The 16,355-nt window shown below is 70.6% G+C and carries 13 protein-coding genes; 4 read left to right on the top strand and 9 right to left on the bottom strand.

Features of this window, described 5'->3' with window-relative positions; genetic code table 11:
• The first annotated feature begins 92 nt into the window (after nucleotides 1-92).
• Entirely contained in the window at nucleotides 93-2,618 is a 2,526-nt protein-coding gene (locus HTV45_RS22785) for an ATP-dependent Clp protease ATP-binding subunit (RefSeq protein WP_215207697.1), read from the top strand.
• A gap of 126 nt (nucleotides 2,619-2,744) precedes the next feature.
• On the opposite strand, the gene HTV45_RS22790 is transcribed toward HTV45_RS22785, so the two are convergent.
• A complete protein-coding gene (locus HTV45_RS22790) occupies nucleotides 2,745-3,386 on the bottom strand; it encodes an HAD family acid phosphatase (RefSeq protein WP_215207698.1) in 642 nt (213 codons plus the stop codon).
• Nucleotides 3,387-3,823: 437 nt separating this feature from the next.
• Between HTV45_RS22790 and HTV45_RS22795 the strand changes: the two genes are divergently transcribed.
• Nucleotides 3,824-4,582, top strand: coding sequence for a M23 family metallopeptidase (locus HTV45_RS22795; RefSeq protein WP_215207699.1), 759 nt, complete (start codon nucleotides 3,824-3,826; stop codon nucleotides 4,580-4,582).
• Nucleotides 4,583-4,631: 49 nt separating this feature from the next.
• Here the strand turns inward: HTV45_RS22795 and HTV45_RS22800 are convergent, their stop codons facing one another.
• Entirely contained in the window at nucleotides 4,632-5,228 is a 597-nt protein-coding gene (locus tag HTV45_RS22800) for a TetR/AcrR family transcriptional regulator (protein ID WP_215207700.1), read from the bottom strand.
• Between the two features lie 138 nt (nucleotides 5,229-5,366).
• Between HTV45_RS22800 and HTV45_RS22805 the strand changes: the two genes are divergently transcribed.
• On the top strand, nucleotides 5,367-6,986 hold the full coding sequence (locus HTV45_RS22805; RefSeq protein WP_215207701.1) for an MDR family MFS transporter: 1,620 nt from the start codon (nucleotides 5,367-5,369) through the stop codon (nucleotides 6,984-6,986).
• A 214-nt stretch (nucleotides 6,987-7,200) separates the two neighbouring features.
• On the opposite strand, the gene cseC is transcribed toward HTV45_RS22805, so the two are convergent.
• From cseC to HTV45_RS22830, 5 genes are all read right to left on the bottom strand, one after another.
• Entirely contained in the window at nucleotides 7,201-8,541 is a 1,341-nt protein-coding gene (gene cseC / locus HTV45_RS22810; protein ID WP_215207702.1) for a two-component system sensor histidine kinase CseC, read from the bottom strand.
• A gap of 8 nt (nucleotides 8,542-8,549) precedes the next feature.
• Nucleotides 8,550-9,248: a two-component system response regulator CseB gene (gene cseB / locus HTV45_RS22815; RefSeq protein WP_215207703.1), complete on the bottom strand. Its 699-nt coding sequence runs from the start codon at nucleotides 9,246-9,248 to the stop codon at nucleotides 8,550-8,552.
• 170 nt (nucleotides 9,249-9,418) lie between these two features.
• Entirely contained in the window at nucleotides 9,419-10,069 is a 651-nt protein-coding gene (locus HTV45_RS22820; RefSeq protein ID WP_215207704.1) for a hypothetical protein, read from the bottom strand.
• Nucleotides 10,057-10,596: a SigE family RNA polymerase sigma factor gene (locus HTV45_RS22825; protein ID WP_215207705.1), complete on the bottom strand. Its 540-nt coding sequence runs from the start codon at nucleotides 10,594-10,596 to the stop codon at nucleotides 10,057-10,059. Before HTV45_RS22825 ends, HTV45_RS22820 begins: the two co-directional genes overlap by 13 nt.
• 456 nt (nucleotides 10,597-11,052) lie before the next feature.
• Nucleotides 11,053-11,988: an A/G-specific adenine glycosylase gene (locus HTV45_RS22830; protein WP_215207706.1), complete on the bottom strand. Its 936-nt coding sequence runs from the start codon at nucleotides 11,986-11,988 to the stop codon at nucleotides 11,053-11,055.
• Between the two features lie 800 nt (nucleotides 11,989-12,788).
• Between HTV45_RS22830 and HTV45_RS22835 the strand changes: the two genes are divergently transcribed.
• Nucleotides 12,789-13,655 (top strand): hypothetical protein, encoded by an 867-nt coding sequence (locus tag HTV45_RS22835; protein WP_215207707.1) that lies wholly within the window; start codon nucleotides 12,789-12,791, stop codon nucleotides 13,653-13,655.
• Between the two features lie 73 nt (nucleotides 13,656-13,728).
• On the opposite strand, the gene disA is transcribed toward HTV45_RS22835, so the two are convergent.
• Nucleotides 13,729-14,853 (bottom strand): DNA integrity scanning diadenylate cyclase DisA, encoded by a 1,125-nt coding sequence (gene disA, locus HTV45_RS22840; RefSeq protein ID WP_215207708.1) that lies wholly within the window; start codon nucleotides 14,851-14,853, stop codon nucleotides 13,729-13,731.
• A 79-nt stretch (nucleotides 14,854-14,932) separates the two neighbouring features.
• Nucleotides 14,933-16,342, bottom strand: a complete 1,410-nt coding sequence (gene radA, locus HTV45_RS22845; RefSeq protein ID WP_215207709.1) for a DNA repair protein RadA — start codon at nucleotides 16,340-16,342, stop codon at nucleotides 14,933-14,935.
• Nucleotides 16,343-16,355 lie beyond the last annotated feature (13 nt).

Consider the following 16,355-nt stretch of genomic DNA (forward strand, 5'->3'; position numbering starts at 1 on the left):
AATGAGCGGTCCCCGCTTGCGGGACTAAGCTGCGGAAGGACAGGGAGGGGAAGTTCCCCCCACTGCCTGACCGCTCTGAGGAGCGATTAACGATGTTCGAGAGGTTCACCGACCGTGCGCGGCGGGTTGTCGTCCTGGCTCAGGAAGAAGCCCGGATGCTCAACCACAACTACATCGGCACCGAGCACATCCTCCTGGGCCTGATCCACGAGGGTGAGGGTGTCGCCGCCAAGGCCCTTGAGAGCCTCGGGATTTCGCTCGAGGCGGTCCGCCAGCAGGTGGAGGAGATCATCGGGCAGGGCCAGCAGGCCCCGTCGGGTCACATTCCCTTCACCCCCCGTGCCAAGAAGGTCCTGGAGCTGTCGCTCCGCGAGGCCCTCCAGCTCGGGCACAACTACATCGGCACGGAGCACATCCTGCTCGGCCTGATCCGCGAGGGCGAGGGCGTCGCCGCCCAGGTCCTGGTCAAGCTGGGCGCCGATCTCAACCGGGTGCGGCAGCAGGTCATCCAGCTGCTCTCCGGCTACCAGGGCAAGGAGACCGCCACCGCCGGCGGTCCCGCGGAGGGCACGCCCTCCACGTCCCTGGTCCTCGACCAGTTCGGCCGGAACCTCACCCAGGCCGCTCGTGAGTCCAAGCTCGACCCGGTCATCGGGCGCGAGAAGGAGATCGAGCGGGTCATGCAGGTGCTGTCCCGCCGTACCAAGAACAACCCGGTGCTGATCGGTGAGCCCGGCGTCGGCAAGACCGCTGTCGTCGAGGGCCTCGCCCAGGCCATCGTCAAGGGTGAGGTGCCCGAGACCCTCAAGGACAAGCACCTCTACACCCTGGACCTCGGCGCGCTGGTCGCCGGCTCCCGCTACCGCGGTGACTTCGAGGAGCGCCTGAAGAAGGTCCTCAAGGAGATCCGCACCCGCGGTGACATCATCCTGTTCATCGACGAGCTGCACACGCTGGTCGGTGCGGGTGCCGCCGAGGGCGCCATCGACGCCGCTTCCATCCTGAAGCCGATGCTGGCGCGCGGTGAGCTGCAGACCATCGGTGCGACCACCCTGGACGAGTACCGCAAGCACCTGGAGAAGGACGCGGCCCTCGAGCGCCGCTTCCAGCCGATCCAGGTCGCCGAGCCGTCCCTGCCGCACACGATCGAGATCCTCAAGGGTCTCCGTGACCGGTACGAGGCCCACCACCGCGTCTCCATCACGGACGAGGCCCTCGTCCAGGCGGCGACGCTGGCCGACCGCTACATCTCGGACCGCTTCCTGCCGGACAAGGCGATCGACCTGATCGACGAGGCCGGCTCCCGGATGCGTATCCGCCGGATGACCGCGCCGCCGGACCTGCGCGAGTTCGACGAGAAGATCGCCGGTGTCCGCCGGGACAAGGAGTCCGCGATCGACTCGCAGGACTTCGAGAAGGCCGCCTCCCTGCGTGACAAGGAGAAGCAGCTCCTCGCCGCGAAGGCGAAGCGGGAGAAGGAGTGGAAGGCCGGCGACATGGACGTCGTCGCCGAGGTCGACGGCGACCTGATCGCCGAGGTCCTCGCCACGGCGACCGGCATCCCGGTCTTCAAGCTGACGGAGGAGGAGTCGTCCCGCCTGCTGCGCATGGAGGACGAGCTCCACAAGCGGGTCATCGGCCAGAAGGACGCCGTCAAGGCGCTGTCCAAGGCGATCCGCCGCACCCGTGCCGGTCTGAAGGACCCGAAGCGTCCCGGTGGCTCGTTCATCTTCGCCGGTCCGTCCGGTGTCGGTAAGACCGAGCTCTCCAAGGCGCTCGCCGAGTTCCTCTTCGGCGACGAGGACGCGCTGATCTCCCTCGACATGTCGGAGTTCAGCGAGAAGCACACGGTCTCGCGCCTCTTCGGTTCGCCCCCCGGCTACGTGGGCTACGAGGAGGGCGGTCAGCTGACGGAGAAGGTGCGCCGCAAGCCGTTCTCGGTCGTCCTCTTCGACGAGGTCGAGAAGGCACACCCGGACATCTTCAACTCGCTGCTGCAGATCCTGGAGGACGGTCGCCTGACCGACTCCCAGGGCCGGGTCGTGGACTTCAAGAACACGGTCATCATCATGACGACCAACCTCGGCACCCGGGACATCTCCAAGGGCTTCAACCTGGGCTTCGCCGCCGCGGGCGACACGAAGACCAACTACGACCGGATGAAGAACAAGGTCTCGGACGAGCTCAAGCAGCACTTCCGGCCCGAGTTCCTCAACCGCGTCGACGACGTGGTCGTCTTCCCGCAGCTCACGCAGGACGACATCCTGAAGATCGTCGACCTGATGATCGAGAAGGTGGACGAGCGCCTGAAGGACCGGGACATGGGCATCGAGCTGTCCCAGCCCGCCAAGGAACTGCTGTCCAAGAGGGGCTACGACCCGGTCCTGGGTGCCCGGCCGCTGCGCCGGACGATCCAGCGGGAGATCGAGGACTCGCTGTCGGAGAAGATCCTCTTCGGCGAGCTGCGTCCCGGTCACATCGTGGTCGTCGACATCGAGGGCGAGGGCGAGTCCGCGACCTTCACCTTCCGCGGTGAGGAGAAGTCGGCCCTGCCCGACGTCCCGCCGATCGAGCAGGCGGCCGGCGGAGCCGGCCCGAACCTGAGCAAGGACGTGTAGCCGCCGCGTCCGGCCTGTGCGGAGAAGGGGTCTGCCCCGGGACATGAGTCCCGGGGCAGACCCCTTTGCGCACGCGGCGGGTGTGCACGCGGGCCCTGTCCGCGGCTGTCCGCGGCTACGGGCCGTTCAGGAGAGCTGACCGTCGTAGTCCGGCAGCTTGAAGGTCTTCTCGGCGTGGCCGCCCGACAGGTCGGTGGGGCTGTTGCCGATGTTGGCGATGATCGTGTAGCCCTTGCGCTCGATGGCGACACGCTGGGCGGTCTTGTAGTCGGCGACGTTCTTGAAGAGGTCCAGGAAGCCGCGGACGTACAGGCCGGAGGACTCGTAGCCGGCCCGGTCGAGGTTCCACTCGGTGGGTGCGTAGATGATGCCGGGGCGGGCGGTGACGAAGAACAGGTCGACACCGCGTTCCTCGGCGTACCGGGCGACCTCCAGGACCGGATCGTTGGCAGGCTGCGGGAAGCTGAAGCCGAAGTCGGTCTCCAGGGCGGTGTTGTCGATGTCCAGGACGATGGCCTGCTTCTCGCCCGGCCCGGCGTCCGCTGTCCGCTGCCGTACATAGGGCAGGGCCTGCTCCATGACCGCCCGGCAGTCGCGCTGCCAGGTGTCGTAGTCGACGTCTTCCGCGGCGGCGGCGGGGGCCGCGGTGACGGCCGTGGGCGAGCCTGCGGGGAGTGTGGCCCCGGCGGGTGCGGCCAGGACCGTCAGTGCGGCCGCGGAGACGGCGGTCACCGATACGCGGTGCAACCAGGGGCGTCGGCTTCTCATGTCGTGGGGGTCCTCTCACGTCCGTGACGCTGCCAACATGGCGTGTGCATGCTCGTGTGCGAGGGTGACGCGAGGTGAACCGTAGGGTTACCGGACGGTAGGCGCCTAGAGGCCTGCGCCACATTTCTGAAGCGGCACATGCCGCCCCCGGTGACATGCTGCACAGGCGTTCTGTCCGGTACTACCCGGAATAGTGACAATGCGGCGAAATGTAAAGCAGCATTCCGGGCAAATGCCTGGCCGATCGCCCTGGAGTGCGGGTTTCGCCGCGGAGCGGTCCTCTGTCAAGAGACGCGCATCTCACTCCCGGAGTACTACGAAAAGTCGTAGATCACACCTTTGCGGCTTTTCGGGCGGAAGGGTTACCACTGAACAACCACCGCGGTGCGGTCCCGTACCCGGTGGTTTTCCTCCGTTCCCTTCCCGGTGAGGTTGAGATGAGCCAGCGCGTCACGTCCCGTTTCTCCCGTACGTCCCTGATCCGCACCCGTGCGGCCGTACTGGCCGCCGGAATGGGGGCCTCGGTCGCACTGGGGGCCGGGGTCGCGGCCGCTGCCGACACCCCGGCCGCGTCGAGTGCGGCCGGTGCGGCCGGTGCCGTCCGGGCGCAGGCGGCCGCCCAGGCCGAGGCCGCGAAGATCCAGGCCGCCCAGGCCGAGAAGGCCGCCGAGGCGGAGAAGGCCGCCGCCGCGAAGGCGGAGAAGGCGGCGAAGGCCAAGAAGGCCGCCGCGGTCAAGGCCGCGGCCGAGAAGGCCGCCGCAGCCAAGAAGAAGGCCGCGTCCTGGACCGACCCGGTGAAGAGCTACAAGCTGTCCGCGAGCTATGCCGCGAACGGCGGCATGTGGGCCTCCAAGCACTCCGGCCAGGACTACGCCGTCCCGACCGGCACCCCCGTCGTCGCCGTCCACGGCGGCACCGTCGTCAAGGCCGGCGGCAACGGCGCCGGCGACGGCCCCGCGTACGGCAACGCCGTCGTCATCAAGCACAGCGACAAGACGTACTCCCAGTACGCCCACCTGTCCTCGGTGAACGTGAAGGCGGGCCAGGTCGTCAAGACCGGCCAGAAGATCGCCTCGTCCGGCAACACCGGCAACTCCAGCGGCCCCCACCTGCACTTCGAGATCCGCACCAGCCCGAACTACGGCTCCGCCGTGGACCCGGCGAAGTTCCTGCACTCCAAGGGCGCGCGGCTCTGACCCCGGTACCCGGAGGCATGGTGCCGCCCGGGGCCCGGACACCCCCTGGCTAGCGGCCCGCGGAGCTCCGGTGGGCCTGGGTGATCAGATCGGTGGCGACCTCGAGGACGGCCTTGCGCTGCTCCTCGGGGTCGCTTTCCACGTCCTGGAACACATGCATCCCGGCGTGCATGGTGAACAGGGCGCTGACGCAGCGCACCTGGTCGACGAGGTCGGCGTCCGGGTCCATCAGGATGTCCCGCAGTCCGAGCATGCGGGTCTTGAACATGTCGCCGATGCGCAGTTCGCGGATCGTCGCCTGGTTCTCCTGCATGAAGCGGAAGAGTGGGGCGGCGCCCATCAGCGCCTCGCTGTACCGGCGGATGATCTCCTGTTTCGTCTCCAGCGAGTGCGGCTGCGTATGCCCCCACTCGATCAGGTCCTCCAGCGGCCGGGAGAGATCCTCGAAGATGCCGACGAGGATCTCCTCCTTCGTCTTGAAGTGGTAGTAGAGCGCCGCTTTGGTGACGTCGAGGTGCTCGGCGATCTCCCGCAGCGAGGTCTTCTCGTAGCCCTGCTGGGCGAAGAGCTCGAGCGCGACGTCCTGGATGCGCTGGCGGGTGTTCCCGCGGCGCCGCTGTCTGGTGCCGTCCATGGTGCCGCCCATCCTCCCGCTCGTCCCGCTCCTGGCAAAAACTTACTTGACGCCCGGCTAGTTGCGCGACTAGCTTTCGCTTCCAATGTACTAGCCGGGCGGCAAGTAAGTACCAGTGGCCACACGACGGTGGCCGGGGGAGTGGGAACCATGGCGGATACGGCAGACGCACCGGCGGAGGTCGCGGGCGCACCGGCGGCGGAAGCCGCCGGGAAGGACGGCGGCAAGCAGCCGCGCAGTGTGCGGGTGGTCCTGCTCGCACTCATGATCGCGATGATGCTGGCGATGCTCGACAACATGATCATCGGCACCGCGATGCCGACGATCGTGGGCGAGCTGGGCGGACTGGAGCACCTGGCCTGGGTGGTCACCGCCTACACGCTCGCGACCGCGGCCTCCACTCCGGTCTGGGGCAAGCTCGGCGACATGTACGGGCGCAAGGCCACGTTCATGACCTCCATCGTGATCTTCCTGATCGGCTCCGCGCTCAGCGGCATGGCGCAGAACATGGGCGAGCTGATCGGCTTCCGCGCGGTGCAGGGTCTGGGCGCCGGCGGTCTGATGGTCGGCGTCATGGCGATCATCGGCGACCTCATCCCGCCCCGTGAGCGGGGCAGGTACCAGGGGATGATGGCCGCGGTGATGGCGCTGGCCATGATCGGCGGGCCGCTGGTCGGCGGCACCATCACCGACCACTGGGGATGGCGCTGGGCCTTCTACATCAACCTGCCGCTCGGCGCGGTCGCGCTGGCCGCGGTGGCCGCCGTACTGCACCTGCCGAAGAAGCGGGCCCAGGCGGGGATCGACTACCTCGGAGTCGTGCTGCTGACCGTCGGCATCACCGCCGTCGTGCTGGTCACCACCTGGGGCGGCACGGAGTACGCCTGGAGCTCCGCGCGGATCATGGAGCTGATCGGTCTCGGGGTCGCCTCGCTCGTCGGCTTCGTGTTCTGGCAGACCAGGGCCGCCGAACCGGTGCTGCCCCTGCACATCTTCCGCAGCCGCAACTTCACTCTGATGTCCGTCATCGGCTTCGTCGTCGGCTTCGTGATGTTCGGGGCGACGCTCTTCCTGCCGCTCTACCAGCAGGCCGTGCAGGGCGCCTCCGCCACCAACTCCGGCCTGCTGCTCCTGCCGATGCTCGGCGCGATGCTGGTCACCTCGATGGTCGCGGGCCGGGTGACCACCAACACCGGCCGGTACAAGGTCTTCCCCGTCGCCGGCAGCGCGCTGATGATCGTCGGCCTGTACCTGCTGTCCACCATGGACACCGGGACCTCCCGCCTCACCTCCGGCGTCTTCATGGCCGTGGTCGGTCTGGGCATGGGCTGTCTGATGCAGATCACCATGCTGGTCGCGCAGAACAGCGTGGAGATGAAGGACATGGGCGTGGCGTCCTCCTCCACCACCCTGTTCCGCACCCTCGGCGCCTCCTTCGGTGTGGCGATCATGGGCGCGCTGTTCAACAGCCGGGTCCAGGACGCCATGGCCGAGCGGGCCGGCACGGTGGGTTCCGAGCTGACCGGGCAGTCCGCCCAGCTGGACGCCGAGAGCCTGGCGAAGCTGCCGGCGGCGGCCCGCGAGGCCTACCAGCACGCGGTCTCCTCGGGCACCCACTCCGCGTTCCTGCTCGGCGCGGTGATCGCGGTGGTCGCGCTGGCGGCGGCCGTGTTCGTCAAGGAGGTCCCGCTGAAGGGCGAGGGCCCGGTCCGCAAGAAGGAGAAGCCCGGCGACAGCGCCCCGTCAGCGGGGCTGACCGAGCCCGCCTGACGGAACAGCGCCTGTCCCACGACGACGCAGGCTCCCGGGGACGCGCCCGCGCCCCCGGGGTCCGCCGTGTACGCCCCACCGGCCGGCTCCGGCTCCGGCTCCGGCTCCGGCTCCGGCTTCGGGTTCGGCTTCGGGTTCGGCTCCGGCACAGCCAGAGAGAGACACGGCCGGTCCCTCACCGCGGCCCCGCGCCTCAGCGCGGGGCGCGCGCACGTCACATCAGGACGGGATGGCTCCCCGTGTTCGTCGGCGCGTGCTCCGGCAGCCACAGCACGGCGACGGCGCCCTCGGCCGGCACACCGTCCGGAGCCCCCGCCGGCCGTACGTTGCGGAAGGTCAGCCGTGCGCCCAGCACCCGGGCCTGACCGGCCGCGATGGTCAGGCCCAGGCCGTGACCGCGGCCGGCCCGGTCCGCACTGCCGGTGCGGAAGCGGCTCGGTCCCTCGGCGAGCAGTCCCCGGGGGAAGCCGGGCCCGTGGTCGCGGACCCGGATGACGCGGCCCTCGACGGTCACCTCGATGGGCGGTCTGCCGTGCCGCGCGGCGTTGGTGAGCAGGTTGAACAGCACCCGCTCCAGCCGCCGGGGATCGGTGGTGACCTCCGACTCGTGCACCACGCGCACGGTGACGTCCGGATCCTTCGCGGCGACCCGCCGCGTGACGAACTCGCCGAGCAGGATGTCCTGCAGCTCCGCCCGCTCGGAAGCGCTGTCCAGCCGGGCCACCTCCAGCACGTCCTCCACGAGGGTGCGCATCGCCTTCGCCCGGTCCAGCACCAGTTCCGTGGGACGGCCGGGCGGCAGCAGCTCGGCCGCGGTCAGCAGACCGGTCACCGGTGTGCGCAGCTCGTGCGCGATGTCGGCGGTGACCCTGCGCTCGGCCTCCAGCCGCAGCCGCAGCGCGTCCGCCATGGCGTCCACCGCGCTGGCCAGATCGTCGGTCTCGTCCCGCACCACCCCGCCGATGGACTCCCGCACCCGGACGTCCGTCTCGCCCCTGGCCACCCGGTTGGCGGCGCCGGCCGCCTTGCGCAGCCGCCGCGACAGTCGCCCGCCCACCAGCACACCGAGCGCGCTGCCCCCCAGGACGACCGCGATGGAACCGATCACCAGGGCCTGGTCGAGGTCCTTGAGGATGTCCGAACTGCGGTCGGTGAAGCCGGAGTGCAGGGACAGCACATGCCCGTTCTTCAGCGGCACGGCCGCCCAGATGTCCGGCGCGCCGCTCCGGTCCGCCACGAAGGTCGCCCGTCGCCCCGCCTCGACCTTCTCCCGCAGCTCCTTCGGCAGCTGCGGATCGTCGATCTCGGTGTTGGGGAAGTTCAGCCGTCCGGACAGCTCGTAGTTGCGCTGGGCGATCATGATGCGCTCGTCGGCCAGATCGCGCGCGTTGTCCAGCATCGACACCCGCGCGGCGTTGTGCACCACCAGGCTCAGCACGAGCGCCACCAGCGCGCCGACCACCGCGATGGCCGCGCTGAGCTTCCACCTCAGTCCCGCGCCGATGCCCACCCGGTCCACGCGCGCCGTCACCAGGCGCCGGAAGTCCCCGCGCATCCGTTCGCTCAGGCCTTCAGTTTGTAGCCGAAGCCGCGGACCGTCTCGATACGGTCCTGGCCGATCTTCGTACGGAGTCGCTGCACATGGACGTCGACGACCCGGGTGTCCCCGCCCCAGCCGTACTCCCACACCCGCTCGAGCAGTTTGTCGCGGGAGAGCACGGTGCCCGGTGTCGCGGAGAACTCCAGCAGCAGCCGCATCTCGGTCGGGGTCAGCGCCACCGGCTGCCCGGCTCGGCGTACCTCCATGCCCTCCGTGTCGATGTCCAGCTCCCCGAACGAGAGCGTCCCCCTGACGTCCGGGGACGCCTGCTCCGCCCTGCCGCCCTCCGCCCGCCCGAAGCGGCGCAGCACCGCGCGGATCCGGGCCACCAGAACGGCACCGTCGAACGGCTTGGTCACATAGTCGTCGGCGCCCGCCTCCAGCCCCAGCACCACGTCGATGGCGTCGGCCCGCGCGGACAGCATGATCACCGGCACCATCGACTCGTCCCGGATGCGACGGCACAGGCTGACCCCGTCCAGCCCCGGCACCATGACGTCGAGGAGCGCGATGTCGGGCCGGTCGGAGCGGAACGCCTCCAGGCCGGACAGCCCGTCGGGCATCGCGGTGACCGCGAAGCCGTCCCGCTCCAGGGCGAGCTGGGTGGCCTCGCGGATGACGTCGTCGTCCTCGACGAACAGGACGTGGGTCTGGTCTGTCATCCCGGTGCTCTCAGTCCTCGTGTGGTCCCGGGCCGGTTCGAACACGGTCACTCGGCCCGCCCGGGCTGATTGTCTCGGCCCATCGCAGGGACGGACGCGTGAGCCGCGCGAAGGGTTCATCCCTTACATCGGCCGGGCAGGCCCCGCCGGTTCTCTCCGTGAGCCATGTCTCAGCCGTCTTCGGGCACCGGCGTGGGCATCGGTCCGGCCACCTGACCGTAGTCGTTGTGCGTGCGGTACTCCTCGCCGAACCTGCCCGACGCCCAGCGGTACGTGATGACGTTCTCGCCGGACGGACTCGACACCCGATCGCCCCGGTCGTACACCTGCTTGGTCACCACCAGGTCCCCGCGGTCGATCTCCGCGTACACCGGAGGCTCCTCGGCGGTGAACACGTTGACGTAGGCGCCCCCCTGGTCGCGGTACACATACGAGCCGACACCCACCGCGTCCCCGCAGGTCAGCACGTTGACGACCACATCGTCGGCGGCTCCTCCGGTGAGGTTCCCGTAGCTCACGTCGACCGGGTACTCGTCGGCGACGCACGGCTTGAGCTCCCGCTTGACCTGTGCCGAGACGGCGGGGTCCGCCTGGATCAACCGGACCGCGTCCACCCGGCCCGGGGTCCGCGAGGGCGAGGCCGTCGGCGGGGTCACGCTGGCCACCGACTCCGCGCGCGCCGGACCCTCGTCCCGGGCACCGGTGCCGCCCGTGCCGCAGCCGGCCGACAGCCCGACGGCGGCGAGCACGGCCGTCGCCGCGATCGCCGCCCGGGTGGTGGTCCGGGACCGCGTGGGTCCCGCGCCGGTCAGGCCGCGCAACGCTCCCGCTCCTCACGCTCCAGCGCGCGTGCGTCCAGATCGCGGGCCTCCAGCTCCTGGCGGAGCCGGGCGAGCGCTCGGTGCAGCGTGCTCTTGACCGTTCCGGCCGACATGCCGAGGGCGGCGGCCGTCTCGTCCGTGGACATCTGCTCCCAGTGTCGCAGCACCACGACACTGCGCTGCTTCGGGGCGAGCACCTTCAGGATGTCCATCAGCAGGGCACGGTCCGCGTGCTGCTCGGCGGCGTCGTCCACACAGGGCTCCGGGAGCTGCTCGGTGGGCACCTCCTCCAGCTTGCGGGCCCGCCACCACTCGGTCCGCGTATTGATCATGACCCGGCGCAGATAGGCGTCGGCCAGACGCTTGTCCTCGATGGTCTCCCAGCGGCCGTACGTCCGGACCAGCGCGGTCTGCAGCAGGTCCTGTGCGTCCACGGGGTCCGGGACCAGACGGCGGGCGCTGCGCAACAGCGCGTCCTGCCGGGTGCGGACGTACTCCTCGAACTCGAGCACCTCGCCCTGCGCCATGGTGAACCGCCTTCCGTTCCCGTTCCCGCTCACTCGAGCCGGCCGGACCGTCTGTGACCCTCGGTCGTCGTGCCCTCGGCGAGCACGTGATCGAAGGTACGGAGCCGTTGTCACGGCACTGTCCGAAGCAGCTTGCGAGCAGCCCTCGGCTGTCCGTCGGTTGTGTAACGGAAGGGGGAGGAGGGTAAGGAGGGCGGTCAATTGACGCGCGTTTGGGGCGATATCGCCGGTCGTGCCGTTGTCACGGACGTGAGCGGCCCGTGGATCCGATCCGCCCGCGGGCCGGATCGCCGGATCGCCGGATCTCCGGATCGCCGGATCGGACGAGTGGACGGACGAGTGGACGGGCTCGGGCGGCCCGGCGGCGGGGGTGGAACCGGCGCCGAGCCGGAGCCCGAGGGTGTGGTCGTTGGCGTGGCCGGGTGGCCGGGTGGCCGGGTGGCCGGGTGGACGGGGTCAGCTCAGCGGCAGCCGGTACAGGCCGCCCTGCATCGGTTCCACCAGACCGTCGGCGACCAGACCGTCCAGTGCGCGGGCGCGCTGCACCGGCTCGTTCCACACCCGGTCCAGTGCGGCCTGCGGCACCGGTTGGTGCGCCTCCCGCAGAACGGCCAGCAGCCGTCCGCGGACCTGGCGGTCCGTGCCCGCGTACGTCTGGCCGCGGCGCGGCGGACCCTCGTGGGCGGGCTTGCCCGCCTGCCGCCAGGCACACTGCGCGGCGATCGGGCAGCGGTGACACGACTCGTTCTTCGCCGTGCACACCAGCGCGCCCAGCTCCATGGAGGCGGCGGCCCAGCGCGCGGCGGTGGAGGAGTCCTCCGGCAACAGGGTCCGGGCGAGCCGGCGCTCGGCGGCGGTGGTGGCGTTCGGCGGGTACTGGGTACCGGTGACCGCGCGGGCGAACACCCGGCGGACATTCGTGTCCAGCACCGCGTGCCGCTGCCCGTAGGCGAACGAGGCCACGGCCGCGGCGGTGTACTCGCCGATACCGGGCAGTGCGAGCAACTGGGCGTGGTCCGCCGGGACGTCCCCGCCGTGCCGCTCCGTTATGGCGACGGCGGCGCCGTGCAGCCGGAGCGCACGACGCGGGTAACCGAGCCGGCCCCAAGCGCGGACGGCTTCGCCGGGCGCCTCCGCGGCGAGGTCGGCGGGGCGCGGCCAGCGGGCCAGCCACTGCTCGTAGACGGGCAGGACCCTGTTCACCGGGGTCTGCTGGAGCATGAACTCACTGACCATCACTCCCCACGCACCGGCCTCCGGGCGCCGCCACGGAAGATCCCGGGCGTGCTCGTCGAACCAGTCGATGACAGGGGAGTGCAGCGGCTCACCGGGAGCACGCTCGGACGCGGAATCGGCGGCGGTGCCGTACGGGGGCTTCGTGGGAGCAGTCATGACCCTCTGATCCTGCCACGCCGCGCCCCGCCTCCGGGGTGAGCGCCACGGTCGGGCAGCGACACGACACCCGCGAGAGCACCGGCCGCTTGCGAGAGCACCGCTCACACTGGCGAGCTGCGAGCGCGGCCGGTGGAAGCATCGGCTGCCTGCGCGAGCGCTGCTCGCATGCCGGAACGCCAGTCAGGGTCGAGTGCACTGCTCACGTACGAGAGCACTGCTCACCGCGCGCGACGGGCCAGCACGGGGAGCACTGGCCGCTACCGAGAGCGCTGCTCGCCCCGCGGAGCGCCGGTCAGGGTCAGGTGCATCGATCACATACGAGAGCACCGCTCACCATCGTGCGCCACGGGCAGGCATGGAGAGCACCGGCCGCATGCGAGAGCACCGCTCACGCTGGCGAGCTGCGAGCGCGGCCGGTGGAAGCGGCCCGCCGCTTGCGGGAGCGCTGCTCATCCATCGGAGCGCCGGTCGGCGTCAAGTGCGGCTCACCGGACCGACCGTGTCCGCCGCCACGCCGTGTCCCGCCACCACCCGACCCCCGAACAGCGCGTCAGGGGACGGCAGTCGAGCCTCCGTCCAGCTCCGGGTCGGTATCTCTGCCCTGCGCCTCGCCCGCGTCCGTGATCACAGACCGTAGGGAAGGCTGCGGAACGGTCACACTCTGCGATCGAAGGGTGCCGTACCCGGCGAACGTCAGGGGGGGCAGGGCGATTTCCGGGATGATGATCCTGAAAAGTTGTGGCTCTCAGTGGCGGGTGAGGCCAGCGAACGCGCTGAACTCTCGTAAGGTTTGCGCCGTGGGATCTCTGCGCAATCCGGTCGGGCCGCTTCCCTCCTCCATCTACTGGCGACGGAGGGCTGTACTGCTGTCCGTATTGGCCCTGTTGACGTTGTTTGCCACCTGGGTCGTTCTCTCGGGCGGCGGTGGCGGCAACGGGCGTGACAACGGGGCCAATGGCAAGAATCCCGCGCCGTCCATCACGCCGGGGCCGTCGAGTTCGGGGCCGGCGATCAGTCAGGCTCCGGGAGGGCGGGACGAGTCGGGGTCGGGTGGCTCCGGCGGGTCCGGTGGCTCCGGCGGATCCGACGGCTCGTCGTCCGGGGCGGGAGACGACGGGGCCAACGGCGATCCCGCGGACTCCGGCGGCTCCGAGGGATCGGGTGGCGGTGCCGGGGGGAGCGCGGGCGGTGGTTCCGAGGGCGGTACGTCCGCGGGGGTCGGCGCGGGTGACGCGCTGCCGGCCGGATCGGGTGCCTCCCTGCCCAACTGCACGGCGAACGCGGTGAGGTTCAGTCTGCGCAGCTCCCGCAACGCCTACGAGCCGGGGCAGGTGCCCACCTTCCTGCTCACTGCGCGGAACACCTCCGGCAGCGACTGCAAGGTCGATCTCGGGCCGGTCAACGCGGTGTTGACGATCACCCCCGCGAGCGGTGACGACGCGTACTGGGCGTCCGACGACTGCCCCGAGGGCGCGCGGAGTCTGGTGTTCCGCGTGGCGGCCGGGGACAGCATCACCTACACCGTGAAGTGGGACCGCAAGGCGAGCGCGCCGGAGTGCGCGACGCCGAAGGCGGGGGCGGCGAAGCCGGGGACATACCTGGTGGAGGCGAAGGCGCCGGGATTCGAGAAGGTACGCACGTCGTTCGTGCTGGAAGCGGACTGACCGGGCCGCGGGCCGTCGGGCAGCCCTCCCGCTCAGACAGGGGGCGACGCCGACGGCCGGGAGCGGAAGTTTCCTACACGTACCGCTCGAGGATCGAGCTCTCCGCCAGCCTCGACAGGCCCTCGCGCACGCTGCGTGCCCGCGCCTCGCCGACGCCGTCCACCGTCTGGAGGTCGTCCACGCTGGCGGCGAGCAGCTTCTGCAGGCCGCCGAAGTGCTCCACCAGGCGGTCGATGATCGCGCCGGGCAGCCTCGGCACCTTGGCCAGCAGGCGGAAACCACGCGGGGACACCGCCGAGTCGAGGGTCTCCGGGGAGCCGGTGTAGCCGAGGGCGCGGGCCACGGTCGACAGCTCCAGGAGCTCGGCGTGGGTGAGTACGTTCAGCTCGTGCAGGGCCTCGTCGACCGTGCGGGAGCGCTTGGCGGTGGGCTCGGGCACATAGTCCCGTACGACCAGTTCGCGCTCCGGTTCCACGCCCGCGATCAACTCGTCGAGCTGGAGGGCGAGGAGACGCCCGTCGGTGCCCAGTTCGACCACGTATTCGGCGATCTCGGTGGCGATGCGACGGACCATCTCCAGCCGCTGTGCGACGGCGGAGACGTCCCGGACGGTCACCAGGTCCTCGATCTCCAGCGCCGACAGCGTGCCGGCGACCTCGTCGAGGCGGAGCTTGTAGCGCTCCAGGGTCGCCAGGGCCTGGTTGGCGCGGGACAGGATCGCCGCGGAGTCCTCCAGGACCCTGCGGTGGCCGTCGACGTACAGCGCGATCAGGCGCATCGACTGCGACACGGACACGACGGGGAAGCCGACCTGCTTGGAGACGCGGTCCGCGGTGCGGTGCCGGGTGCCGGTCTCCTCGGTGGGGATGGTGGGGTCCGGCACCAGCTGGACGCCGGCCCGCAGGATCTTGGACAGGTCGGACGACAGGACTATGCCGCCGTCCAGCTTGCACAGCTCGCGCAGCCGGGTCGCGGTGAACTCGACGTCCAGCACGAAACCGCCGCTGCACAGCGTCTCGACGGTCTTGTCGAAACCGAGCACGATGAGACCGCCGGTGTTGCCGCGCAGTACGCGCTCCAGGCCGTCACGCAGGCTGGTTCCGGGTGCCACGGCGCTCAGCGAGGCGCGCATCAGGCCCTCGGCGCCGGCGCTCCCGCCGGACTTTCCGGGAGCCGCTGCCCGGTCGTTGGCTGCCACTGCACTCCTCCGGTCGCAGGTTCTGGGCGCCCCCGTTCGCGCACTCGGTTCGTACGGACGGGCGAGACCTGGGCAAAGTCTACCGGCGCTCCTCCGTCTCCCGTGGGGCCTCTCGGCGACGGGAGCGCGGAAGGACACTCAGCGCGTCCCCCATGTCCGCCACCTCCCGCACCTTCATGCCCGGCGGGACCTTGCCCGGATCGCCCGGGACCAGGGCGTGCGTGAAGCCCAGCCGGTGTGCCTCGGCGAGCCTGCGCTGGACACCCGTGACCCGTCTCACCTCGCCCGCGAGGCCGACCTCGCCGATCGCGACGAGGTTCTTCGGCAGCGGGGTGTCGCTCGCCGCCGACGCCAGCGCCAGTGCGATGGCCAGGTCCGCGGCCGGTTCGGAGAGCTTCACCCCGCCGACCGTCGCGGAGTAGATGTCCCGTTTGCCCAAGGCGCTGATGCGGCCGCGCTGTTCCAGCACCGCCAGCATCATCGACACCCGGGAGGTCTCCAGACCGGACGTGGTGCGCCGCGGGGAGGGGATCTGCGAGTCGACGGTGAGCGCCTGCACTTCGGCCACCAGGGGGCGGCGGCCCTCCAGGGTGACGGTCAGGCAGGTCCCCGGGACCGGTTCGGCGCGGCGGGTGAGGAACAGCCCGCTGGGGTCCGCGAGGCCGGTGATGCCCTCGTCGTGCAGTTCGAAGCAGCCGACCTCGTCCGTCGTCCCGTAGCGGTTCTTGACGCCGCGCACCAGCCGCAGGCGCGCGTGCCGGTCGCCCTCGAAGTGCAGGACGACGTCGACCAGGTGCTCCAGCAGGCGCGGGCCCGCGATCGCGCCGTCCTTGGTGACGTGGCCCACCAGGAGCGTGGACATCCCGCGGTCCTTGGAGGCCCGGATCAGGGCGCCCGCCACCTCACGCACCTGGGCCATGCCGCCGGGGGCACCGTCGATCTCCGGAGAGGCCACCGTCTGCACCGAGTCCATGATCAGCAGGGACGGCTTCACCGCGTCCAGATGGCCGAGCACGGCCGCCAGATCCGTCTCGGCGGCGAGGTAGAGATGGTCGTCGATGGCGTGGATACGGTCGGCGCGCAGCCGGACCTGGCTCGCCGACTCCTCTCCCGTCACGTAGAGCGTTCGGTGTTCCTCGCTCGCCGCCTTGGCCGCGACGTCCAGCAGCAGTGTGGACTTGCCCACGCCCGGCTCGCCCGCGACGAGCACCACCGCGCCGGGCACGAGTCCGCCGCCGAGCACCCGGTCCAGCTCGGGCACACCGGTGGAACGGGCGGTGGCCGTACGGCCGTCGACCTGGCCGATGGGCAGCGCGGAGCTGGTGACCCGGCCGGGCGCCGTCGTACGGACCGCGGGCACGCCGTACTCCTCGACCGTCCCCCAGGCCTGGCACTCGGGGCAGCGGCCGAGCCACTTGGCCGTCTGCCAGCCGCACTCGGCGCAGCGATAGGACGGACGGTCCTTGGAGGTCTTGGTACGGGCAGCCATGCGGAAAAGGTAA

It is taken from the genome of Streptomyces sp. CHD11 (genome assembly GCF_018638295.1).
Lineage (GTDB): Bacteria > Actinomycetota > Actinomycetes > Streptomycetales > Streptomycetaceae > Streptomyces.

Excerpts from the sequence above, each read along its gene's own strand:
- HTV45_RS22785 (WP_215207697.1), top strand. The coding sequence starts at position 93 with ATGTTCGAGAGGTTCACCGACCGTGCGCGGCGGGTTGTCGTCCTGGCT.
- HTV45_RS22790 (WP_215207698.1), bottom strand. The coding sequence starts at position 3,386 with ATGAGAAGCCGACGCCCCTGGTTGCACCGCGTATCGGTGACCGCCGTC.
- HTV45_RS22795 (WP_215207699.1), top strand. The coding sequence starts at position 3,824 with ATGAGCCAGCGCGTCACGTCCCGTTTCTCCCGTACGTCCCTGATCCGC.
- HTV45_RS22800 (WP_215207700.1), bottom strand. The coding sequence starts at position 5,228 with ATGGGCGGCACCATGGACGGCACCAGACAGCGGCGCCGCGGGAACACC.
- HTV45_RS22805 (WP_215207701.1), top strand. The coding sequence starts at position 5,367 with ATGGCGGATACGGCAGACGCACCGGCGGAGGTCGCGGGCGCACCGGCG.
- cseC (WP_215207702.1), bottom strand. The coding sequence starts at position 8,541 with ATGCGCGGGGACTTCCGGCGCCTGGTGACGGCGCGCGTGGACCGGGTG.
- cseB (WP_215207703.1), bottom strand. The coding sequence starts at position 9,248 with ATGACAGACCAGACCCACGTCCTGTTCGTCGAGGACGACGACGTCATC.
- HTV45_RS22825 (WP_215207705.1), bottom strand. The coding sequence starts at position 10,596 with ATGGCGCAGGGCGAGGTGCTCGAGTTCGAGGAGTACGTCCGCACCCGG.
- HTV45_RS22830 (WP_215207706.1), bottom strand. The coding sequence starts at position 11,988 with ATGACTGCTCCCACGAAGCCCCCGTACGGCACCGCCGCCGATTCCGCG.
- radA (WP_215207709.1), bottom strand. The coding sequence starts at position 16,342 with ATGGCTGCCCGTACCAAGACCTCCAAGGACCGTCCGTCCTATCGCTGC.